The 23,422-nt window shown below is 58.8% G+C and carries 17 protein-coding genes; 5 read left to right on the top strand and 12 right to left on the bottom strand.

What is annotated here, in order from left to right; genetic code table 11:
* Positions 1-2: 2 nt before the first annotated feature.
* The 9 genes from lpxK to ansB form a co-directional block, all read right to left on the bottom strand.
* Positions 3-983: a tetraacyldisaccharide 4'-kinase gene (gene lpxK, locus EKL15_RS02845; protein WP_060421751.1), complete on the bottom strand. Its 981-nt coding sequence runs from the start codon at positions 981-983 to the stop codon at positions 3-5.
* Positions 983-2,731, bottom strand: coding sequence for a lipid A ABC transporter ATP-binding protein/permease MsbA (gene msbA / locus EKL15_RS02840; RefSeq protein WP_047727931.1), 1,749 nt, complete (start codon positions 2,729-2,731; stop codon positions 983-985). The genes lpxK and msbA overlap by 1 nt, the downstream gene beginning before the upstream one ends.
* A 35-nt stretch (positions 2,732-2,766) precedes the next feature.
* The gene (locus tag EKL15_RS02835) at positions 2,767-5,037 is read right to left on the bottom strand and encodes a ComEC family protein (protein WP_080440226.1); all 2,271 of its coding nucleotides are present in this window, start codon (positions 5,035-5,037) and stop codon (positions 2,767-2,769) included.
* Positions 5,038-5,314: 277 nt separating this feature from the next.
* Positions 5,315-5,599 carry an integration host factor subunit beta gene (gene ihfB, locus EKL15_RS02830; protein WP_004928264.1) on the bottom strand — a complete coding sequence of 95 codons (285 nt, stop codon included), beginning with the start codon at positions 5,597-5,599 and terminating at the stop codon, positions 5,315-5,317.
* A 62-nt stretch (positions 5,600-5,661) separates the two neighbouring features.
* Positions 5,662-7,335: a 30S ribosomal protein S1 gene (gene rpsA, locus EKL15_RS02825; RefSeq protein WP_004928267.1), complete on the bottom strand. Its 1,674-nt coding sequence runs from the start codon at positions 7,333-7,335 to the stop codon at positions 5,662-5,664.
* 184 nt (positions 7,336-7,519) lie between these two features.
* Positions 7,520-8,209: a (d)CMP kinase gene (gene cmk, locus EKL15_RS02820; RefSeq protein WP_004928270.1), complete on the bottom strand. Its 690-nt coding sequence runs from the start codon at positions 8,207-8,209 to the stop codon at positions 7,520-7,522.
* A 266-nt stretch (positions 8,210-8,475) separates the two neighbouring features.
* Entirely contained in the window at positions 8,476-9,762 is a 1,287-nt protein-coding gene (aroA, locus tag EKL15_RS02815; RefSeq protein ID WP_060440282.1) for a 3-phosphoshikimate 1-carboxyvinyltransferase, read from the bottom strand.
* 113 nt (positions 9,763-9,875) lie between these two features.
* On the bottom strand, positions 9,876-10,961 hold the full coding sequence (gene serC, locus EKL15_RS02810) for a 3-phosphoserine/phosphohydroxythreonine transaminase (RefSeq protein WP_033637853.1): 1,086 nt from the start codon (positions 10,959-10,961) through the stop codon (positions 9,876-9,878).
* Positions 10,962-11,263: 302 nt separating this feature from the next.
* Complete coding sequence (ansB, locus tag EKL15_RS02805; protein WP_203088759.1) at positions 11,264-12,310, bottom strand: L-asparaginase 2; 1,047 nt, start codon at positions 12,308-12,310, stop codon at positions 11,264-11,266.
* 148 nt (positions 12,311-12,458) lie between these two features.
* Between ansB and ycaO the strand changes: the two genes are divergently transcribed.
* The 4 genes from ycaO to pflA all read left to right on the top strand — a co-directional run bounded on the left by ycaO (position 12,459) and on the right by pflA (position 18,903).
* Complete coding sequence (ycaO, locus tag EKL15_RS02800) at positions 12,459-14,222, top strand: 30S ribosomal protein S12 methylthiotransferase accessory factor YcaO (RefSeq protein WP_102984911.1); 1,764 nt, start codon at positions 12,459-12,461, stop codon at positions 14,220-14,222.
* Positions 14,223-14,683: 461 nt separating this feature from the next.
* The gene (gene focA / locus EKL15_RS02795; protein ID WP_019454548.1) at positions 14,684-15,544 is read left to right on the top strand and encodes a formate transporter FocA; all 861 of its coding nucleotides are present in this window, start codon (positions 14,684-14,686) and stop codon (positions 15,542-15,544) included.
* A gap of 54 nt (positions 15,545-15,598) precedes the next feature.
* Positions 15,599-17,881 carry a formate C-acetyltransferase gene (gene pflB / locus EKL15_RS02790; RefSeq protein WP_016928324.1) on the top strand — a complete coding sequence of 761 codons (2,283 nt, stop codon included), beginning with the start codon at positions 15,599-15,601 and terminating at the stop codon, positions 17,879-17,881.
* Positions 17,882-18,162: 281 nt separating this feature from the next.
* Positions 18,163-18,903, top strand: coding sequence for a pyruvate formate lyase 1-activating protein (gene pflA / locus EKL15_RS02785; protein ID WP_203088757.1), 741 nt, complete (start codon positions 18,163-18,165; stop codon positions 18,901-18,903).
* A gap of 48 nt (positions 18,904-18,951) precedes the next feature.
* Here the strand turns inward: pflA and EKL15_RS02780 are convergent, their stop codons facing one another.
* The gene (locus EKL15_RS02780; RefSeq protein WP_033637849.1) at positions 18,952-20,103 is read right to left on the bottom strand and encodes an MFS transporter; all 1,152 of its coding nucleotides are present in this window, start codon (positions 20,101-20,103) and stop codon (positions 18,952-18,954) included.
* A gap of 163 nt (positions 20,104-20,266) precedes the next feature.
* Here EKL15_RS02780 and EKL15_RS02775 point away from each other — a divergent pair, with 163 nt between their 5' ends.
* On the top strand, positions 20,267-20,632 hold the full coding sequence (locus tag EKL15_RS02775; RefSeq protein WP_060421731.1) for a DUF1801 domain-containing protein: 366 nt from the start codon (positions 20,267-20,269) through the stop codon (positions 20,630-20,632).
* A gap of 51 nt (positions 20,633-20,683) precedes the next feature.
* Here EKL15_RS02775 and serS read toward each other — a convergent pair whose 3' ends face one another.
* Positions 20,684-21,976: a serine--tRNA ligase gene (gene serS, locus EKL15_RS02770; protein WP_038880767.1), complete on the bottom strand. Its 1,293-nt coding sequence runs from the start codon at positions 21,974-21,976 to the stop codon at positions 20,684-20,686.
* A gap of 109 nt (positions 21,977-22,085) precedes the next feature.
* Positions 22,086-23,372, bottom strand: coding sequence for a replication-associated recombination protein A (locus EKL15_RS02765; RefSeq protein WP_060421860.1), 1,287 nt, complete (start codon positions 23,370-23,372; stop codon positions 22,086-22,088).
* Positions 23,373-23,422 lie beyond the last annotated feature (50 nt).

Raw genomic sequence — 23,422 nt, 5'->3', positions numbered from 1 at the left:
GGTTACTTGGTCAGCAGAGATTCGATACCCTGCAGCAGTTGCTCAGCCTGAGCGGACGGTAGCACCGCATCAACCGGTAAATACCACCAATTAGGCTGGGCAAAGGCGCGGCACTTCACCGCGTCCTTCTCCGTCATCAGCAGCGTTTGATCGGCTGCAACCAGCGCCGTCAGCTGCGGCTGCTGATATTCCTGATGATCGGCAAACGCCACTTCCTGCACCACCTCGACGTTCAGCTTTTCCAACGTCGCGAAGAAACGCGGCGGATGACCGATGCCCGCCATCGCCACCACGCGCGGCAGCTCGGCCGCCGGGCGACGTTCACCGCTCAGCAGGTTCACCGCGTCACGCGCCTGGAGGCGCATGGCAATCTCCCCCGCCTGCGCCACGCCGCCATTGGCGACGCGCGCATCGACGCTGCCAAGCCGCGCGGCACGCTCGCGCATCGGCCCGGCCGGTAACCACCAGCCATTGCCGAAACGGCGCACGCCGTCGATGACCACCAGCTCGAAGTCACGCTGTAAGGCATAGTGCTGCAAGCCGTCGTCGGTGATGATCGCATCCAGCGGCTGTTGTTGCAGCAAGGCCTGTACCGCCTCGGCTCGCTTGGGCGCGATCGCCACGGGCGCGCCGGTGCGCTGATAAATCAGCACCGGCTCATCCCCCGCCTCGCGGGTCGAGGTATTCTGATTGAGCACCAGGGGATAGACCGCCGACTTGCCGCCGTAGCCGCGCGAAACCACGCCAACGCGATAGCCCCGCTGCTGCAGGTGTTCCACCAGCCAGATCACCATCGGCGTTTTGCCGTTGCCGCCAGCGGTGAGGTTGCCCACCACCACCACCGGCACCGGCGCGCGCCAGCTTTTGCGCAGGCCACAGCGATAGCTGAGGCGAATCAGCCAACTGAGCAGGCCATACAGCCAGGAGAGCGGCAGCAGCGCCAGATAAAGCAGCGAACCGCCGGACCAGATGCGCTCAATCATTATTGACCAAACTGCATGCGGTGCAGCTGCGCATAGGCGCCCTGCCGTTCAAGCAATTCGGCGTGCTCGCCGCGTTCGACGATGCGGCCGTCCTCCACCACCAGGATCTCGTCCGCCTTCTCAATCGTCGACAGACGGTGCGCGATCACCAGCGAAGTACGGTCTTTCTGCAACTCGTCCAGCGCAGCCTGGATGGCACGTTCGGACTCGGTATCCAGCGCAGAAGTCGCCTCATCCAGGATCAGGATCGGGCAGTCGCGCAGTAACGCACGCGCGATGGCGATACGCTGACGTTGGCCGCCGGATAGCATTACACCGTTCTCACCGATCACCGTATCCAGGCCGTTCTCCATCTTGTTGATGAAGTCCATCGCGTACGCCATTTCGGCCGCTTTCTCAATCTGCTCGCGGCTGTATTCGCTCTCGCGCGCATAGGCGATGTTGTTGGCGATGGTGTCGTTGAACAGGTGCACGTTTTGCGAGACCAGCGCCACCTGATTACGCAGTGAGGCCAGGGTATATTCACGCAGATCGTGGCCGTCCATCAGGATTTCGCCTTCCTGGATATCGTAGAAACGCGTCAACAGGTTGGCGATGGTGGATTTGCCCGAACCGGAACGGCCCACCAATGCGACGGTCTTGCCTTCGGCGATTTTCAGGTTGATATCACGCAGCGCCGGTGTTTCCTTGGACGGGTAATAGAAGGTGACGTTGCGGAATTCGATGTCGCCTTTCGCACGCTTCACTTCGCGGGTGCCGGTGTCTTTTTCCTGTTCCATATCCAAAATGGAGAACAGCGTCTGGCATGCCGCCATCCCGCGTTGGAACTGGGCATTGACGTTGGTCAGCGACTTCAGCGGGCGCATCAGCGCGATCATCGACGAGAACACCACGGTAATGGTACCGGCGGTCAGGGTTGACATCACGCTAGGGAAGCTGGCGGCAAACAGCACGAACGCCAGCGCCAGCGAAGCGATCAGCTGAATGATCGGATCGGAAATCGAAGACGCGGAGACCAGTTTCATGCCCTGTTGACGCATGCGGTTGCTGACCGAGTTAAAGCGCTCGGTTTCCACCTGCTGGCCACCGAAGATCAGCACTTCTTTATGGCCTTTCAGCATCTGCTCGGCGCTGGTGGTCACCTGCCCCATGGTGTTCTGCATGTTCTTGCTGATGTTGCGGAAACGCTTGGACACCAGGCGAATGGCGATGGAGACGATCGGCGCCAGCACGATCAGGATCACCGACAGCTGCCAGCTGTAGTAGAACATCATGATGAACAGGCCAATGATCGAGGCCCCTTCACGCACCACGGTCACCAGGGCGCTGGAAGAGGAGGAAGCCACCTGCTCGGAGTCATAGGTAATGCGCGACAACAGCGTCCCGGTAGACTGCTGATCGAAGAAGGCCACCGGCATTCTCATCATGTGGCCAAACAGGCGGCGGCGCATCTGCATCACCACCATGCCGGAAACCCAGGAAATGCAGTAGCTTGAAACAAAGCTGGTCACGCCGCGCATCAGCATCAGCGCAATCACCGCCAGCGGCATCCACACCAGCACGCTGCTGTCGGTTTTTCCAAACCCATCGTCCAATAGCGGTTTAAGCAGAGACAGCATCAGCGTGTCCCCCGCTGCGTTCATAATCAACGCAATGGCGGCCACAATCAGCCCGGTCTTAAAAGGAGTGATCATCGGCCAGAGTCGACGGAACGTCTGCCAGGTCGAGAGATCTTTATCATTCATCATGCAAATACCAGCATCGGAAGAAATAGCGGCCTATTTTACTCATTATCACCCTCTACGCCAAACCGCTGATGGTACCAACGGGGCATTAATTGTTCGCGAAAGCCTTTAATTTGCCAATCGTTGTCGAAAAAAAGTACCGATAACTGGCCGGAGCGCGTCGTATCACGCCATGTAATGCCATTTGCCCGGTATCTGGCGACCACTTTACGCGCTGGCAATCGCCATTTGTTGTAACGAGATGCTGACGCCAGCGCCACCTCAGGATTGACCGCGCGCAGAAACGGCGGCGTCGAAGACGTTCTGCTGCCATGGTGCCCCACCTGCAATACCGTGGCCGCTAAACGGTCGCGGCGCAATCGAATCAGCTGTGCCTCCGCCTTCTTTTCCGCGTCGCCGGTAAGCAGCAGGCTGTATTTCCCGTCGTCGATGCGAATCACACAGGAGTCGTCATTGACCGGCCTTTTGAGCGTTTTCGGCGGCCACAGCACCTCGAATTGCAACGACTGCCATCGCCAACGCTCTCCGGCGACGCAGGGCAAGTGCCCCTCCCCGCGTATCGGGCTGCGCACCGTCGCCTGTGGAAACGCACTCTGTACCGTCGACAGCCCGCCGATATGATCGAGATGAGCATGGCTGATAATGATCTGTTCCAGTTCAATACCCCGCCAGTTCAGCATCGGCAAAATATGCCGCTCGGCGGCGCTGCCTGCAGGCCAACGATCGCCGGTGTCATACAATATGCCTTTGCCGTTTTGCTCTATCACCATCGCCAGGCCGTGCCCGACATCGAGCATATCGACGCGCCAGCGGTATCCCGGCTCTTTTCCTCGCCACAGCACGCAGCATATCGCGATCGTCGCCAGGCCCGGCGCATAGCGCCACCACCAATGAAAGCGCCAACAGATAACGATAAGCCATCCCGCTATGCTGGCCAGCAGCGAGGCAGCCCCCAAATCTACCCAACCGCGCTGCAGGTAATGCAGCGGCACAAACACCCCGCTCAACGTGAAATCGGCCAACCACCAAAGCCCGTAACTTAGCGAGGGGAAGACGCCGCCGATCACCGCCAGCAAAATCAACGGCACCGTCACCAATGAGACGATGGGCACCGCCCAGAGATTGGCCGGCAATGAGGTCAGCGTCAGGCCTAAAAACAGCGCGACCTGCATCGGCACCAGCAGCAGCGTCATGCCCAGCTGAATATGCAGCCAGCGTACCGGCGCCCAATACCAGGCGGAACGAAATCGCTCGCCGAGCGGCGCCCATTCGAACCAAAAAATCAAACACCCTACCGCCAGCACCGACAGCCAAAAACTGTCTGACAATACCGCCAGCGGATCGCACAACAAAATCAGCCCGACGCACCACAGCCACACTTGCCAGGAAGAACAATGAACGCCGCGCAAGCGCAGCAGCATCCACAGCGTCATCGCCAGCGCGGTGCGTACCGCCGGTGGCTGGGCGCCCACCAACCAGACATAGATCAGCGTCGCCACCCAGCCCGCGACCAGCGGAAAGCGATAACCAATCAGATGGGCGGGAAGAAAAAACTGCAGCGCACGCAGCACCGCCCAAAACAAAATGGCGACCATCGCCACATGCAGCCCCGAAATAGCCATCAGGTGCGCAATGCCGGTTTTCAGCATCAGCGTGCGCAAAGCCTGTTCCAGTGCGGTGCGTTCCCCAAACGCCAGCGCCAGCAACACCGCCTTGTAACGCAATTCACCGATGTTGGTTTCCGCATGGCTGATTATGCGCTGGCGCAGGCCGCAATCGCCATCCAGCAAACGAGCCTGCCTGACCTGCGCGGTCAAAGGTTGGCGCTGCGCGATTGCCCAACGCTGGCTGTCAAAGCCGCCTTCATTGAGCTTGCCGTGCACCGGCCGCAAACGCAGTTTCAACTGCCAGCGCTGCCCGGCGCACAGACGCTGCCGTTCTGGGGCCCACGTCGTGGTAAACGTCAGCGCAGGCACCAACCAATGGCCGTCGACTCGCTCGATGCGCATCAGCGTCTGCTTACTGGCGGCAGGCTCCAGTGCGACACTACTCACCTGCGCCACCGCCGTTACATCCGGCATGCGGCTTAGGTGCTCCATTTGCCCAAGCAGGCTTCCGGCGTTGAAAACCGCCCATATGAATCCCAAACCCAGACAGGCCAAATAACGACAGATCGGCCAACGGGTGCGCAGCAGTAAACCGGCGACAAACAGCATCGGCCACAGCAGCCATGGCTCTGGCAACCGCGGTAAAACCAGCAGCGGCAGGATGCCGCAGATAACGGCGAATATCGCCAGATCCAGCGAAATTTTGATCGCTCTTCTCCCATCGGCTCCACCATGAGCAAAAACGCGTCACGGCAAGCAAGCAGGATCGTTGAGGCGATATGTCGCCGCCAGCGGGCTTTAACGAAGATGCGGTGAGCATGGCAGGATAAGAGAGGCCTATGCAGCAGCCACACCGCAAATGCGGCGCAGTACGCAATTCACTTGCGTGTCATGGAGAATCGCAGGCGAAAAAAAAACGGCGCCTTAAAGGCACCGTTTTATATTCTTTACAAGCAACAACGCTATGAGCAGTCAGCGACTAGCCATAGATATTGGCGCGGTCACGCAACTCTTTGCCAGGTTTGAAGTGAGGAACGTACTTGCCGTCCAGCTCAACTTTGTCACCGGTTTTCGGGTTGCGGCCTACACGCGGGGCACGGTAGTGAAGAGAAAAACTGCCGAATCCGCGGATCTCAATGCGTTCGCCCTCGGCCAGCGTTGCGGCCATGTGCTCAAGCATCTCTTTCACTGCATCCTCAACGGCCTTCGCCGGAATATGAGATTGCTGGCCAGCAAGTCTTTCAATAAGTTCAGACTTGGTCATAGTACCTCCAAGCTTTGCAGCTAAACTACCGTATCGGGGCGGTCAGAAACCGCCCCCCGTCATTACTCGCCTTTAGCCGCTTTGAAAGCTTCAGCCATTGCGTTAGAGAAGTTGCCTTCTTCCTGTTTGTTGTTAACAGTTGCGATGGCGTCTTTCTCGTCAGCTTCGTCCTTAGCACGTACGGACAGGCTTACAACGCGGTTCTTACGGTCAACGCCGGTGAATTTAGCTTCAACTTCGTCACCTACGTTCAGAACCAGAGTTGCATCTTCAATGCGGTCGCGAGAGGCTTCAGATGCACGCAGGTAACCTTCTACGCCGCCTGCCAATTCAACTGTAGCACCTTTGGCGTCAACTGCAGTGACTTTACCAGTAACAATAGCACCTTTCTTGTTCATAGACAGGTAGTTATTGAACGGGTCTTCAGCCAGCTGCTTCACGCCCAGGGAGATACGCTCGCGCTCTGCGTCAACTTGCAGAACAACCGCTGCGATTTCGTCGCCTTTCTTGTATTCACGTACTGCTTCTTCGCCTGCAACGTTCCAGGAGATGTCAGACAGGTGAACCAGGCCGTCGATGCCGCCGTCCAGGCCGATGAAGATACCGAAGTCAGTGATAGACTTGATTTTACCTTCAACGCGGTCGCCCTTGTTGTGGGTTTCTGCGAACTGCTGCCATGGGTTGGATTTGCACTGCTTCAGGCCCAGGGAGATACGACGACGCTCTTCATCGATGTCCAGAACCATCACTTCCACTACGTCGCCCACGTTAACAACTTTGGACGGATGGATGTTTTTGTTGGTCCAATCCATTTCAGAAACGTGTACCAGACCTTCAACGCCTTCTTCGATTTCTACGAAGCAGCCGTAATCAGTCAGGTTGGTTACACGACCAGTCAGCTTGGTGCCTTCTGGGTAACGTTTCGCGATAGCAACCCATGGATCTTCGCCCAGCTGTTTCAGGCCCAGGGATACACGAGTACGCTCGCGGTCGAACTTCAGCACTTTAACAGTGATTTCATCGCCAACATTGACGATTTCGCTTGGGTGCTTAACGCGTTTCCAAGCCATGTCAGTGATGTGCAGCAGGCCGTCTACGCCGCCCAGATCAACGAATGCACCGTAGTCAGTGAGGTTCTTAACGATACCTTTAACTTCCATGCCTTCCTGCAGGTTTTCCAGCAGTTGATCGCGCTCAGCGCTGTTCTCGGATTCGATAACCGCACGGCGAGAAACGACAACGTTGTTGCGCTTCTGATCCAGCTTGATGACTTTGAACTCAAGCTCTTTGCCTTCCAGGTGCAGAGTGTCACGTACCGGACGCACGTCAACCAGGGAACCTGGCAGGAACGCGCGGATGCCGTTCAGCTCGACGGTGAAGCCACCCTTCACTTTGCCGTTGATAACACCGGTTACAGTCTCAGCTTCTTCGTATGCTTTTTCCAGCGTGATCCAAGCTTCGTGACGCTTAGCTTTCTCACGGGACAGCAGGGTTTCACCGAAGCCGTCTTCAACAGCATCCAGAGCAACGTCAACTTCGTCACCAACCTGGATTTCCAGCTCGCCCTGGGCGTTTTTGAATTGCTCAGCCGGGATGGCAGACTCAGATTTCAGACCGGCGTCAACCAGTACGATATCTTTGTCGATAGCAACAACGACGCCACGAACGATGGAACCCGGGCGGGTTTCGATTTCTTTTAAGGATTCTTCAAAGAGTTGAGCGAAAGATTCAGTCATGTTGTTAATCTTCAGGGTTCTTTAGTTTAACGTCCATTTAGCGTCCCGCCGAATGGGGTTGTTTCACATACCCCGCCATTGGCTCCATGCCGACAGGGTTTAAGGTTACAGGGGTAAAATTTTACCCGATATATTGCGATACCGCTATGACAAATATGACAAAAAGCCAATAGCGCCGCCGCGCTTATTGCTGCGGCAACGCCAACACTTTCTGTGCATACGTCAACGCCTGCCGGATCACTTCTTCGATCGACATGCTGGTAGAATCCAGCACGAGGGCGTCAGAAGCGGGCACCAGAGGCGCGATAGGCCGATTACGGTCACGGTCGTCCCGTTCCTTTATCTCGGCTAAAAGACGTTCAAAGTTAACATTAAAGCCCTTCTCCTGCAACTGCAGCATGCGGCGGTGCGCGCGCTCCTCCGAGCTGGCGTCGAGGAAAATCTTGACCGGCGCGTCCGGGAACACCACCGTGCCCATGTCGCGGCCATCGGCAATCAGGCCGGGCGCCTCGCGGAATGCGCGCTGGCGGCGCAGCAGCGCCTCGCGCACGCGCGGAAACGCCGCCGCTTGTGACGCGGTGTTGCCGACGGTTTCGGTGCGGATCTCATTGCTGACGTCCTCACCTTCCAAAATCACCTGCAGCTTGCCGTCCTGGGCAACGAAGCGAACATCGAGATGTGCGGCCAGCGGAACCAGCGCTTCCTCAGAAGTGATATCCACCTGATGATGCAACGCCGCCAGCGCCAGCACGCGATAGATCGCGCCGGAGTCCAGCAAACGCCAACCAAGGGACTCGGCCAACGCTTTACACAGCGTGCCTTTGCCTGCGCCACTTGGTCCATCAACGGTTATCACCGGGGCTGTAGCCGTCATTTCTCTCTCCTTCAGGTAGAAAACCTCACAGAGACACGGTGCGCTTCGGCTCAAGGCCCGCGCGCCGCACTCTCTGTCACCTGCCCAATCAGGGGCAAATACGGTGGCGTATTATACGCTGCCCTACGGCGATCTGTTACCCTGGAACTGTCCGGTTGTTGAAAATAAGCGCACAACCGCGAAAAAGTATAGAAGAAACGCCGGTCGCCAAAGGTTAAAAACGATAAAGGCCCACAAAGGGGCCTTAAAATAAACGATTTGACGGGTTACGCCGGCTGGCTGATGCGCGCCAGCTGTTCGAAATAGTCCGGGAAGGTTTTCGCGGTGCATTTCGGATCGAGAATGGTGACCGGAGTATCCGACAGCGCCACCAGCGAGAAACACATCGCCATACGGTGATCGTTGTAGGTGCCAATCTCGGCAAACTGCAGTTTGGCCGGCGGCACGACGTGAATGTAGTCTTCGCCTTCGTCCACTTCCGCCCCCACTTTACGCAGCTCGGTGGCCATCGCCGCCAGACGGTCGGTCTCCTTTACCCGCCAGTTGTAGATATTGCGAATGGTGGTCGGCCCCTCGGCGAACAGCGCTGCGGTGGCGATGGTCATCGCCGCGTCCGGAATGTGGTTCATGTCCATGTCGATGCCGCGCAGTTCACCGCGGCTGCATTCGATGAAATCGTCGCCCCAGGTAATGCGCGCGCCCATTTTCTCCAGCACGTCGGCAAACTTGGTGTCGCCCTGCACGCTTTTGCGGCCGATGCCGGTCACGCGCACGGTGCCGCCCTTGATAGCCGCCGCCGCCAGGAAGTAAGAGGCGGAAGAAGCATCGCCCTCAACCAGGTAATCGCCCGGCGCGATATACGTCTGACGCCCCTGGATATGGAACACCCGGTAGTTGTCGTGGCTCACCGATACGCCGAAGGTGCGCATCAGATGCAGCGTGATGTCGATGTACGGCTTGGAAACCAGCTCGCCCTTGATGTGGATCTGCGTATCCTGCGGCGCCAGCGGCGCGGTCATCAGCAACGCGGTCAGGAACTGGCTGGAGACGCTGCCGTCAACGGTGACCTCGCCGCCCTGGAAGCCGCCGCGCAGGCGAATCGGCGGGTAATCGGTCTGCTCGAGGTAATCAATCTGCGCCCCGCCCTGGCGCAACGCGTCCACCAAATGGCCGATCGGGCGCTCTTTCATGCGCGGTTCGCCGGTCAACACCACGTCGCCTTCGCCGAGGCACAGCGCCGCCGCCAATGGGCGCATCGCCGTCCCGGCGTTGCCGAGGAACAGTTCCAGCGGCTGGCCGGCCACCAGCGGCCCGGCCACGCCGGTCACTTCGCACACGGTGCGATCGGCGGAAAGCTGATAGTTCACGCCCAACGCCTGCAGCGCGTTCAGCATATGACGCACGTCGTCGCTGTCCAGCAGGTTGGTCAGCCGGGTCGTGCCTTTCGCCAGCGCCGCCAGCAGCAGAGCGCGGTTAGAAACGCTCTTGGAGCCGGGTAAGTTGACGGTGCCATTGACCAGGGCGACCGGGTGTAACGTCAGGGAATCCACCATGTGAACAAAACTCTCCAATTCTGATAAACGAAACGGCTCCGGAATAATGCCGGAGCCGCTTTAATGCAAAAGGACAACAGCCTGAGCAGCCCGCACCGGGCGGGCTGACGGAATCAACCGTGACGACGTTCGAAGTCGGCCATGAAGTCGGTCAGCGCCTGCACGCCGGCCAGCGGCATGGCATTGTAAATAGAAGCGCGCATCCCGCCAACTACCCGGTGGCCTTTCAGCGCCTGCAGGCCGATGGCTTCGGCTTCGCTGAGGAACACCTTGTCCAGCGCCGCATCGGCCAGCTGGAACGGCACGTTCATCCAGGAACGGTTGGCGATCGCCACCTGGCTGCGGTAAAAGTCGGATTTATCGATGGTCGCGTACAGCAGTTCGGCCTTGGCCTGATTGCGTTTTTGCATCTCCACCAGGCCACCCTGCTCTTTCAGCCATTTGAACACCAGCCCGGACAGGTACCAGGCGAAGGTTGGCGGGGTGTTGAACATCGAGTCGTTTTCGGCCAGCACGGTGTAGTCGAGGATCGACGGCACTTCTTTGCGCGCCTTACCCAGCAGATCGTCGCGTACGATCACCAGCGTCAGGCCGGCCGGGCCGATATTTTTCTGCGCGCCGGCGTAAATCACGCCGAAACGGCTGACGTCGAGCGGGCGGGACAGGATGGTCGAGGAGTAATCGCCGATCACCACCTTGTCGCCGAAGTCCGGCGTTTCATCGATGGCCACGCCGTCGATGGTCTCATTCGGGCAATAGTGGACATAAGCCGCGTCGTCGCTGAGCTGCCACTCTTTCATCGGCTTGATGCCGCTCAGGCCGTCGATACGGGTTTTCACGTCGATGACGTTCGGGGCGCAATACTTTTCCGCTTCCTTGATGGCGCTGTGCGCCCAATAGCCGCCGTCGATATAGTCGGCGGTGGCCTTGTCGCCCAGCAGGTTCAGCGGCAGCGCGGCGAACTGCGCGCGGGCGCCGCCGTGGCAAAACAGCACTTTATAGTTGGAGGGGACTTTCAGCAGATCGCGCAGATCCTGTTCCGCCTGCTCGGCAACGGCGATGAATTCTTTGCTGCGGTGACTGATCTCCATCACTGACGTGCCCAGCCCGTGCCAGTTGCACAGTTCCTGTTCCGCACGACGCAACACTTCCACCGGCAGCATCGCCGGGCCAGAGCTAAAATTATAAACCTGAGTCATTTCCCCTCACCACATTCACTGTTCGCCGCAGAAAAGCGACCTGTCGAAAAGACGCCCGAAGTTAACGCTCGCGTTAACCAACCCATCGGTTTTATCACTCACGCCCCATGGCTGCAACGCTTATTCACCCGTCGGCGGCAAACGGCCGCGCCGGGTGATGACAGGCTCTGCGGCCGTCGCGATTGTTTGGACGATAAAACCCTGCGACATGGGGAAATTCATCGGGTTAACACGGTGTTTTATGCTGTATTCAGCCAAGATGGCTGCGGGAGCCCGGCCGGCCCCCGCAGAAGAGAAAACGATCAGTACTGATTAAACATCTGCTGGATTTGCTTCGCATCTTTGGTTTGCGTCAGCGCCAGCTGCAGCAGAATGCGCGCTTTTTGCGGATTCAGCGTGCCGGCGGCAACAAAGCCGTACTTGGCGTCGTCCACTTCCGCATCTTCGGTGGTGGCGCCGGTCGGCACGCGCGATGAACGTACCACCGCCACACCGTTGTGCGCCGCCGTCGCCAGGATGTCGAACACCGTTTTATACAGGTTGCCGTTGCCGACCCCGGCGCTGACGATGCCCTGATAGCCTTCGGCGATCAGCGCCTTGGCCGGCGCATCGGAGGCGTTGGCATAGTTGTAGACGATGCCGACCTTCGGCAGTTCGTTCAGCTTGCTGACGTCGAACGGCGTATCCCGGGTATGCTTACGCTGCGGCAAGCGCTGGTAATCGATCTTGCCGTTGTGGATATATCCCAGCGGGCCGTAGTTTGGCGACTGGAAGGTCTGCACGGCGGTGGTGTTGGTCTTGGTGACGTCGCGCGCATCCAGCACCGTGTCGTTCATTGCCACCAACACCCCGCGGTTGGCCGATTGCGGATCCGCCGCCGTCACCACCGCATTATACAGGTTGAACGGACCATCGGCGCTCATCGCCGTCGCCGGCCGCATCGCCCCCACCAGCACCACCGGCTTATCGCACTTCACCGTCAGATCGAGGAAGTAGGCCGTCTCTTCCAGCGTATCGGTGCCGTGGGTGATGACGAAGCCGTCGGTCTTGCCGCAGTCGGCGTCAATTTTCTTCGCCAACGTCAGCCAGACCCGATCGTTCATGTCCTGCGAACCGATGTTCACCACCTGCTCCCCCTGCACGTTGGCGATGTTTTTCAGCGCCGGCACCGCATCGACCAACGCCTCGACGCCCAGCTTGCCCGCCGTATAGTTGGATTTCGTCGCCGAATCGCCGCCGCCGGCAATGGTGCCGCCGGTCGCCAGCAGAGTGATGTTGGGCAGCGCCAGCGCCGAGGCGCTGAAGCCGGTCAACAGGAGGGTTAACGAGCTGAGTTTCACTGATTTCATTAGATTTCTCCGTGACAGATAACTCGCTGAATTATGGCCTTTATCCTTAAAAAAACTGTGACTTTGCCGCCGCTTTAGGAATACGTGGAGCTCCAGCGTAAAACCCCGTATCATTGCGCGTTTTTAGTACGCGCAAAAAGTGAAGACAATGACGCAAACTTTTATCCCCGGTAAAGACGCCGCCCTGGAAGACTCCATCGCCCGTTTCCAGCAGAAACTGAGCGATCTCGGTTTCAACATCGAAGAAGCCTCCTGGCTGAACCCGGTGCCGCACGTGTGGTCAGTGCACATTCGCGATCGCGATTGCCCGCTGTGCTTCACCAACGGCAAAGGCGCCAGCAAAAAAGCCGCGCTGGCCTCCGCGCTGGGTGAATATTTCGAGCGCCTGTCCACCAACTACTTCTTCGCCGATTTCTATCTGGGCAAGCAGATTGCCGAAGGCGATTTCGTGCACTACCCGAATGAGAAATGGTTCCCGATCCCTGAAGACGACGCGCTGCCGGCCGGCATCCTCGACGAACGCCTGCACGCCTTCTACGATCCGCAGCAAGAGCTGAGCGCCAGCGATCTTGTCGATCTGCAATCCGGCAACGCGGATCGCGGCGTGTGTGCGCTGCCGTTTACCCGTCAGTCCGATCAGCAAACCGTGTACATCCCGATGAACATCATCGGCAACCTGTATGTTTCCAACGGCATGTCCGCCGGCAACACCGCCAACGAAGCGCGCGTGCAGGGCCTGTCGGAAGTGTTCGAGCGCTATGTGAAAAACCGCATCATCGCCGAATCCATCAGCCTGCCGGCGATCCCGGACGAAGTGCTGAACCGCTACCCGGGCGTGGTGGAAGCCATCGCCAAGCTGGAAGAGGAAGGTTTCCCGATCCTCTCCTATGACGCCTCGCTGGGCGGCAACTACCCGGTCATTTGCGTGGTGCTGTTCAACCCGACCAACGGCACCTGCTTCGCTTCGTTCGGCGCGCACCCGGACTTCGGCGTGGCGCTGGAGCGCACGGTAACCGAACTGCTGCAGGGCCGCAGCCTGAAAGATCTCGACGTGTTCACCGCACCGACCTTCGATGACGAAGAAGTGGCGGAACACACCAACCTGGAAACGCACTTCATCGACTCCAGCGGCCTGATCTCCTGGGATCTGTTCAAACAGGACGCCGATTACCCGTTCGTTGACTGGAACTTCAGCGGCAGCACGCAGGAAGAGTTCGCCACCCTGATGAGCATCTTCGACAAAGAAGACGCGGAAGTGTACATCGCCGACTACGAGCACCTGGGCGTCTACGCTTGCCGCATCATCGTGCCGGGCATGTCCGACATTTATCCGGCGGAAGACCTGCTGCTGGCCAACAACAGCATGGGCGCGCACCTGCGCGATACGCTGCTGGCGCTGCCGGGTAGCGAGTGGGAGCCGGAAGAGTACCTGGCGCTGATCGAGCAGTTGGACGACGAAGGGCTGGACGACTTCACCCGCGTACGCGAACTGCTGGGCATTGCCAGCGGCAAAGACAACGCCTGGCATACCCTGCGCGTGGGCGAGCTGAAGTCGATGCTGGCGCTGGCGGGCGGCGATCTGGATCAGGCGCTGATCTGGACCGAATGGACGCAGGACTTCAACGCATCGGTGCTGAGCCCGGCGCGCAGCAACTACTACCGCTGTCTGCAAACGCTGCTGCTGCTGGCGCAGGAGCCTGAACGCGAAGCGGCGCAGTACTACACCGCGTTCGTGAAGATGTACGGCCAGGAAGCGGTCGACGCCGCCTCCGCCGCCATCAGCGGTGAAGCGCGCTTCAACGGGCTGTTCGCCGTCGATGCCGATCTGAAGGCGTTGCCGGCCCATCAGGCGCTGCTGGCGGCCTACGAGAAGCTGCAGGCGGCCAAACGCCGCCACTGGTCCAAGGCCTAAGCATCATCAGGGGGTACTGCCACTTTGGGAGTACCCCTGCTGCCAAACGCCGCACTTCGCTGCGGCGTTTTCATTTTTGCGGTGTATTTCAACGCATTCGCTTTTATTTTCTCGCCGTAAAATTGGCGGTTAAACGACCATAAAAATAAATAAACCGTCAATTGTTGCCGGACGGTGAAATAATAATTAACCGATAATTAAACTTTCAGCGCCTCGCGGCGACAAAACGCCTAAAAATTTAACTTTACCCTACGCCGTCCACCCGGTGAATTCAAAAAATTTTGCAAACATTAAAAAAATGTTTTTACTTAAAAATCAATAAATTAATCATAAAAACCACACAAAAAACACGCCATTTTGCCGCTCTACTTCCCCGCCTTATGATCCAAATCAAATTTTCCCCTATACTGCTTTGCTAGTATCTCATTGCGTTGTTTTAACCCTTAAGAGCGAGAGTTAGTTTGAAAACTGACAGCCCCTTCGATCTGATTTTACCTGCGGCCACGGCGAAAATCGCTGAAGATGCCGGCGTGTATAAAGCCACCAAACATCCGCTGAAAACGTTTTATTTGGCGATCACCGCCGGTGTCTTCATTTCCATCGCCTTCGTCTTCTACATCACGGCGACCACCGGCACCGCCGGCGTGCCTTTCGGGCTGGCGAAACTGGTCGGCGGCATCTGCTTCTCTCTCGGGTTAATGCTGGTGGTTGTGTCGGGCGCCGACCTGTTCACCTCTACCGTACTTATCGTCATCGCCAAGGCCAGCGGCCGTATCAGCTGGGGCCAGCTGGGCGCCAACTGGCTGAACGTTTATCTCGGCAATCTGGTCGGCGCGCTGTTCTTCGTGGCGCTGATCTGGTTCTCCGGCGAGTATATGGTCGCCAACGGCCAGTGGGGCCTGAATGTCCTGCAAACCGCAGACCACAAGCTGCATCACACCTTTATCGAAGCCGTGTGCCTCGGCATTCTGGCTAACCTGATGGTCTGCCTGGCGGTCTGGATGAGCTACTCCGGCCGCACTCTGACCGACAAGATGCTCGCCATGGTGCTGCCGGTCGGGATGTTTGTCGCCAGCGGCTTCGAACACAGCATCGCCAACATGTTTATGATCCCTATGGGCATCGTGGTCAAACACTTCGCCACGCCGGAGTTCTGGCAAGCCGTAGGGGCGGTACCTGAGCAATTCGCTCATCTGACAGTAAGCAATTTCATCATCGACAACCTGATTCCGGTCACCATCGGCAACATCATCGGCGGCGGTCTGCTGGTTGGGTTGACTTACTGGGTAATTTATCTGCGCGGGGGCCGCGAACAGCACTAAGCTGTGAGTTACCGCGCGCAGAGTTAGAAATCCACAATCAAAGGTAGGTGTACAATGACCGAACTTAACGAGAAATTAGCCAACGCTTGGGAAGGTTTCAGCAAGGGTGACTGGCAGAATGAAGTCAACGTTCGTGACTTCATCCAGAAAAACTACACGCCTTATGAGGGTGACGAATCCTTCCTGGCTGGCGCAACTCAAGCCACCACCACCTTGTGGGACAAGGTTATGGAAGGGATCAAACTGGAAAACCGCACTCACGCGCCGGTTGATTTCGACACCAACGTTGCTTCAACCATCATTTCTCACGACGCGGGTTACATCGCCAAAGAGCTGGAAACCATCGTAGGTCTGCAGACCGACGCCCCTCTGAAACGCGCGCTGATCCCGTTCGGCGGCATCAAAATGGTCGAAGGTTCGTGCAAAGTGTACGGCCGCGAACTGGATCCGCAGCTGAAAAAAGTGTTCACCGAATACCGTAAAACCCACAACCAGGGCGTATTCGACGTTTACACCAAAGACATCCTGAACTGCCGTAAATCCGGCGTGCTGACCGGTCTGCCAGATGCCTACGGCCGTGGCCGCATCATCGGCGACTACCGCCGCGTGGCGCTGTACGGTATCGACTTCCTGATGGCCGACAAACTGAACCAGTTCAAATCGCTGCAGGAAAAACTGGAAAACGGCGAAGATCTGGAAATGACCATCCAGCTGCGCGAAGAGATCGCTGAACAGCACCGCGCTCTGGCTCAGATCAAAGAGATGGCCGCCAAATACGGTTACGACATCTCCGGCCCGGCCACCAGCGCGCAAGAAGCGGTGCAGTGGACCTACTTCGGCTACCTGGCCGCGGTAAAATCCCAGAACGGCGCCGCCATGTCCTTCGGCCGCGTGTCCACCTTCCTCGACGTGTTCATCGAGCGCGACATTAAGGCGGGCAAACTGACCGAAGAACAAGCGCAGGAACTGATCGACCACCTGGTGATGAAACTGCGTATGGTGCGTTTCCTGCGTACCCCTGAGTACGATGAGCTGTTCTCCGGCGACCCAATCTGGGCAACGGAATCCCTGGCCGGTATGGGCGTCGACGGCCGTACCCTGGTCACCAAAAACAGCTTCCGCTTCCTGAACACCCTGTACACCATGGGGCCGTCTCCGGAGCCGAACATGACCATCCTGTGGTCTGAGAAGCTGCCGCTGAACTTCAAGAAATTCGCGGCGAAAGTGTCCATCGACACCTCTTCCGTTCAGTACGAAAACGACGACCTGATGCGCCCTGACTTCAACAACGATGACTATGCCATCGCTTGCTGCGTCAGCCCGATGATCGTCGGTAAACAAATGCAGTTCTTCGGCGCCCGCGCCAACCTGGCGAAAACCATGCTGTACGCCATCAACGGCGGCGTTGACGAAAAACTGAAAATGCAGGTCGGCCCGAAAGAAGCGCCGATGATGGACGAAGTGCTGGACTATGACAAAGTCATGGCGCGCATGGACCACTTTATGGATTGGCTGGCCAAGCAGTACGTGACCGCGCTGAACATCATTCACTACATGCACGACAAGTACAGCTACGAAGCTGCGCTGATGGCGCTGCATGACCGTGACGTTTATCGCACCATGGCTTGCGGCATCGCCGGTCTGTCCGTGGCGGCCGACTCCCTGTCTGCCATCAAGTACGCGAAAGTCACCACCATTCGCGACGAAGACGGCCTGGCCATCGACTTCAAAGTGGAAGGCGAGTATCCGCAGTTCGGTAACAACGACGCTCGCGTCGATGACATCGCCTGCGACCTGGTGGAACGTTTCATGAAGAAAATTCAGAAACTGCGCACCTACCGCAATGCGGTACCGACTCAGTCCGTACTGACCATCACCTCCAACGTGGTGTACGGTAAGAAAACCGGTAACACCCCGGATGGCCGCCGCGCAGGCGCACCGTTCGGCCCAGGTGCCAACCCGATGCACGGCCGCGACCAGAAAGGCGCAGTAGCCTCCCTGACCTCGGTAGCCAAACTGCCGTTTGCCTACGCGAAAGACGGGATCTCCTACACCTTCTCCATCGTGCCGAACGCGCTGGGTAAAGACGACGACGTGCGTAAAGCCAACCTGGCGGGCCTGATGGATGGTTACTTCCACCATGAAGCCTCCATCGAAGGCGGCCAGCACCTGAACGTCAACGTGATGAACCGCGAAATGCTGCTGGATGCGATGGAAAACCCTGAGAAATACCCTCAGCTGACCATCCGCGTTTCCGGTTACGCCGTGCGCTTCAACTCGCTGACCAAAGAGCAACAGCAGGACGTCATTACTCGTACCTTCACTCAAACGATGTAATACGCCAACCGGGCGGGAAACCGCCCGGTGCCAACGTCGGGGCCGGTTCTGCCGGCCCTTTTCTCCCACCGCTCTCCCCTGACTCTGTACGAGTCTGTTTTGCCGGACATCTATACTGAATGGATAGCCGGCAAAACAGTTATCCGGCAACTGACCGGCCGACAGGCATCATTACCCCCGGTGGCGGGCTCACCCCGCCACTGCATCGCAGATACCTGGCCGGCGGCCACGCGCCTATTTTTAGACTGCGTTTGACAGTCAATATTGGAGAAAAACCCGCAATGTCAGTAACTGGTCGCATCCACTCCTTCGAATCCTGCGGCACCGTCGACGGGCCCGGGATCCGCTTTATCGTCTTCTTCCAGGGCTGCCTGATGCGCTGCCTCTATTGCCATAACCGCGACACCTGGGATACCCACGGCGGCAAAGAAGTGACCGTCGAAGAGCTGATGAAAGACGCGGTGGCCTACCGCCACTTCATGAACGCCTCCGGCGGCGGCGTGACCGCGTCCGGCGGCGAGGCGATCCTGCAGGCTGAATTCGTGCGCGACTGGTTCCGCGCCTGCCACGCCGAAGGCATCAATACCTGCCTGGACACCAATGGCTTCGTGCGCCGCTACGATCCGGTGATCGACGAGCTGCTGGACACCACCGATCTGGTGATGCTGGACCTGAAACAGATGAACGACGAGATCCACCAGAACCTGGTCGGCGTCTCCAACCACCGCACGCTGGGATTCGCCCGCTACCTGGCGAAACGCAACCAGCGCACCTGGATCCGCTACGTGGTGGTGCCGGGTTGGTCAGACGACGATAAGTCGGCGCACCTGCTGGGCGAGTTCACCAAAGACATGACCAACATCGAGAAAATCGAGCTGCTGCCCTACCACGAGCTGGGCAAGCACAAATGGGTGGCGATGGGGGAAGAATACAAGCTGGACGGCGTTCATCCGCCGAAGGCCGAGACCATGGATCGCGTCAAAGGCATCCTGGAAAGCTACGGCCACAAAGTCATTTACTGATTGGCGCAGCGCCAAAGAAAAACCGGCTCATGGCCGGTTTTTTTATGCTCAGGCGGCGGCGAACGGCGTGTGATGGTGATCCGGCTTCTGCTTCTTCAGCAGCATCAGCAGGTAAACCAGCGCCACGGCGGCGATCATCACGAACAGCACGCGATCGGAGTAGTTTTGCATCAGCAGCGCCGTCATCGACGGGCCCAGCAGGCTGCCGATGGTGTAACTCATCAGCAGCGCCTGGTTCATCGCCACCAACTCGTGCGGTAGCGCCTTCTCGCAGGCCCAGGACATCGCCACCGGGTACAGGGTAAAGCCGGCGCAGCCGAGGATGAACAGCGAAGGCGCCATGGCGTAGTTGCCGAGCATCGCTACGCTGGCGAGGATCACCACGAACACCTGAATGCGCAGCACCAGCAGACGCCCGTAACGATCGGCCAGCCGCCCGACCGGCCACTGGCCGACGATGCCTGAGCTGACCAGCAGCGCCATCCAGTAACCGACGTTGGCGTCGCTCATGCCCTGATGGGAGAGGTACAGCGGCATCAGGCCGTACAACGAACCGAGCACGATGCCGGAAATGATGCAGCCATTGATGCCGAGGCGCGCGCTGCGGCGTCTCAGCATTGTCCACACCGCCGCCTGCTGCGGCTCGTCTTCATGGCGGTTGACCCGCGCAAACAGCATCGGCAACATCGCGCTGATCACGATGGCAGTCACCCACGGCACCACGTGCAGCAATTCCGTCGAGGTCATGCTCAACAGCAATTGGCCGGTCACCGTACCGAGGTAATAGACAATCATATAGGCCGCCAGCAGCTGGCCGCGGTTGCTGAGATTGCCGCTGCGTAACAGCGCGCTCTCCACGATCACCCAAATCCAGGCGCAGCCGACGCCGGCGAAGAAGCGCCAGCCCAGCCAGCTCCAAAAATCGATCGACAGCACCATGCCGGCGGTCGCGGCGGCGAACACCAGACAAGAAAGATGATAGCTGCGGGTAAAGCCGACGCGCTGGATCAGTTTGCCCGCCACCAGCGTGCCCAACAGGTTGCCGCTGAAATAAGAGGAGCTGACCATTCCCACCTGCCAGGTCGACAGCTGAGCATGGGTTAACCAAAGAGGCACGAGCGTATTCAAAACGGCAATGGATACCGTGAGCAGCAAGAGGCCGCAGAGCAATAAGAGCACTGGGCGGGAGTATGCGGACATAGTGAAATTGTGACCGAACGCGCAATGAGAGTGCGCGCATCATGCCACTGGCGATAAAAAAGTCAATCGCCTCTTATCATTCCACCGCACGATTTGTTTCCGGCTAACTGGCTGAAAAAGCGCTATGCTCAGCGCAGAGCGAATTTGACGACAAAGAGGCAAGATGAGTCAGGCAAATGATGCGGCGGTAGAGGCCCTGCTGGCGGACATCGGCAGTACGCAAGGTGACCTGCTGGCCATTGTGCAGCAGGTGCGGCGGATCGCTGCGGCGAGCGGCAACGGCGTCACCGAATCGGTCAAATACGGCGGCATCATGTTCTCGCATAGCCAATTTTTCTGCGGCGTTTTCGCCTATCGCCACCACGTCACGGTGGAGTTCGGCCACGGCTACCGATTGGAAGATCGTTATCTCCAGCTCGAAGGCAACGGCCAGTATCGGCGGCACATCAAGCTCCACTCGCCCGACGAGGTGAAAAGCAAGCATCTGGCGGACTACATTCAACAGGCTTATACGCTGGCGACGGGCTGAACTCTCGGCATAAAAAAAGCGCCCGCAGGCGCTTTTTTCGTGGTTTGTCGTTTAGCCGATGTATTCCAGGCCGCCCATATATGGACGCAGCACTTCAGGTACCTGAATGCGGCCGTCGGCCTGCTGGTAGTTTTCCAGCACCGCCACCAGCGTACGGCCAACCGCCAGGCCGGAGCCGTTCAGGGTGTGGACCAGACGCGGCTTCTTGTCGGCTTTGCTGCGGCAGCGCGCCTGCATGCGGCGTGCCTGGAAGTCCCACATGTTGGAGCAGGACGAGATTTCGCGATAGGTATCCTGCGCCGGCAGCCACACTTCCAGATCGTAAGTTTTGCATGCGCCGAAGCCCATGTCGCCGGTGCACAGCAGCACCTTGCGGTAAGGCAGGTTCAGCAGCTGCAGCACTTTTTCCGCGTGGCCGGTCAGCTCTTCCAGGGCATCCATCGAATCTTCCGGACGAACGATCTGCACCATTTCAACCTTGTCGAACTGGTGCATGCGGATCAAACCGCGGGTGTCACGGCCGTAAGAACCGGCTTCCGCACGGAAGCATGGCGTGTGTGCGGTCATTTTCAGCGGCAGAGATTCCTCTTCCACGATCTCGTCGCGCACCAGGTTGGTCAGCGGCACTTCCGCCGTTGGGATCAGCGCATAGTTGCTGCTGTCGGCTTCTTCTTCCAGCGGACGGGTATGGAACAGGTCTTCGCCGAACTTCGGCAGCTGGCCGGTACCGTACAGCGTGGCGTGGTTGACCAGGTAAGGCACGTAGGCCTCCAGGTAGCCGTGCTGCTCGGTGTGCAGATCCAGCATGAACTGGGACAGCGCACGGTGCATGCGGGCGATTTGCCCTTTCATCACCACGAAGCGCGAACCGGTCAGCTTAACCGCGGCGGCAAAATCCAGCCCGCCGGCCATTTCGCCCAGATCGACGTGATCGCGCACCGCGAAGTCGTACTGGCGCGGTTCGCCCCAGCGGGTCACTTCCAGGTTTTCGCTGTCGTCCTTACCATCCGGCACGGCGTCGTCCGGCAGGTTAGGCAGCGTCAGGGCGTAATCGCGGATCTCGCTCTGCAGCGCATCCAGCGCCGCCTTGGCGGCATCCAGCTTGTCACCCAGCTCGTTCACTTCGCGACGCAGCGGCTCGATGTCTTCCCCACGCGCTTTGGCCGCGCCGATGGATTTCGATCGGGAGTTGCGTTCCGCTTGCAGCGTTTCAGTTTCTACCTGCAGAACTTTGCGACGTTCTTCCTGCGAACGCAGCAGATCCAGATCGAGTTTAAAGCCTCGGCGAGCCAGTTTGACGGCGACTGCGTCTAGCTCATTACGCAGCAGATTGGGATCGAGCATGCTAATCCTGTGCTTGTTGTTATTGAAAGAAGTGTTGTTGTTCTATGCGGCTGATTTATAGCCGCATAAAAGAAGAGTGATACCCGCTAACCTTACCGCAACGGCCTCGCTAGCGGTAGCGTTTTGTCGGGCTATTTTGATCCTGCTCAGCCAGCCATGCCAACTTTTCGCCGATTTTCCCTTCCAGCCCACGCGAGGTCGGTTGATAGTAGCGCGTATGGGCCATTTCAGGCGGGAAATAGTTCTCGCCGGCGGCGTAGGCGTTGGGTTCGTCGTGGGCGTAACGGTACTCCGCCCCCAGCCCCATCTCCTTCATCAGCTTGGTCGGCGCGTTGCGCAGGTGCTCCGGCACGTCATAATCGGCCTGCTCTTTGGCGTCGCGCATGGCGGCTTTGAACGCGGTGTAGACCGCGTTGCTCTTCGGCGCGCAGGCGAGATAAACGATCGCCTGCGCGATGGCGCGCTCGCCCTCCGCCGGCCCCACGCGGGTGAAGCAATCCCAGGCGGCGATCGCCACCTGCATGCCGCGCGGATCGGCGTTACCCACGTCTTCAGAGGCAATCGCCAGCAGACGGCGGGCCACATAGAGCGGATCGCCGCCGGCGGTAATGATGCGCGCATACCAGTACAGCGCGGCGTCCGGCGCCGAGCCGCGCACCGATTTATGCAGCGCGGAAATCAGGTCGTAATAACGGTCGCCCTTGTTGTCGAAGCGCGCGCTACGCTCGCCCGACACCTCTTTCAGCAGCTCCGGTGTCAGCACCCGCACGCCTTTGGCGTCTAACTCCGCCATGTCCGCCATCATTTCCAGGCTGTTCAGCGCCCGGCGCGCGTCGCCGCCCACCAACTCCGACAGCAGGCGGCGCGTTTCCGCCGGCAGTTCGACGTTCTGATTGCCAAAGCCGCGCGCCTTGTCGCCCATCGCCTGATCCAGCACCTGGCCGATATCTTCGGCGGTCAGCGCCTTCAGCAGGTAAACACGGGCGCGGGACAACAGCGCCGAGTTCAGCTCGAACGACGGATTTTCGGTGGTGGCGCCGATAAAGGTGATGGTGCCGTCTTCAATGTGCGGCAGGAAAGCGTCCTGCTGGCTCTTATTGAAGCGGTGCACTTCGTCGACGAACAGGATGGTGCGGCGGCCGGCGTCGCGATTTTGCCGCGCCCGCTCGATCGCTTCGCGGATCTCCTTGATACCGGAGGTCACGGCGGAGATCCGTTCGACATCCGCCTGACCGTAACGGCCGATCAACTCTGCCAGCGTCGTCTTCCCGGTGCCCGGCGGCCCCCATAAAATCATCGAGTGCAGCTGCCCGGCCTCGATGGCGCGCGGCAGCGGCTTGCCGGCGGCCAGCAGGTGCTGCTGGCCGATATACTGCGCCAGCGTGGTCGGCCGCATACGCGCGGCCAACGGCTGGAACTCGTTCTGGGAAAAATCGAGCGACAGAT

This window comes from Serratia sp. 4542, from assembly GCF_016805595.1.
Classification (GTDB): Bacteria; Pseudomonadota; Gammaproteobacteria; order Enterobacterales; family Enterobacteriaceae; genus Serratia; species Serratia nevei.
This window is presented reverse-complemented; position numbering and strand designations above follow the sequence as displayed.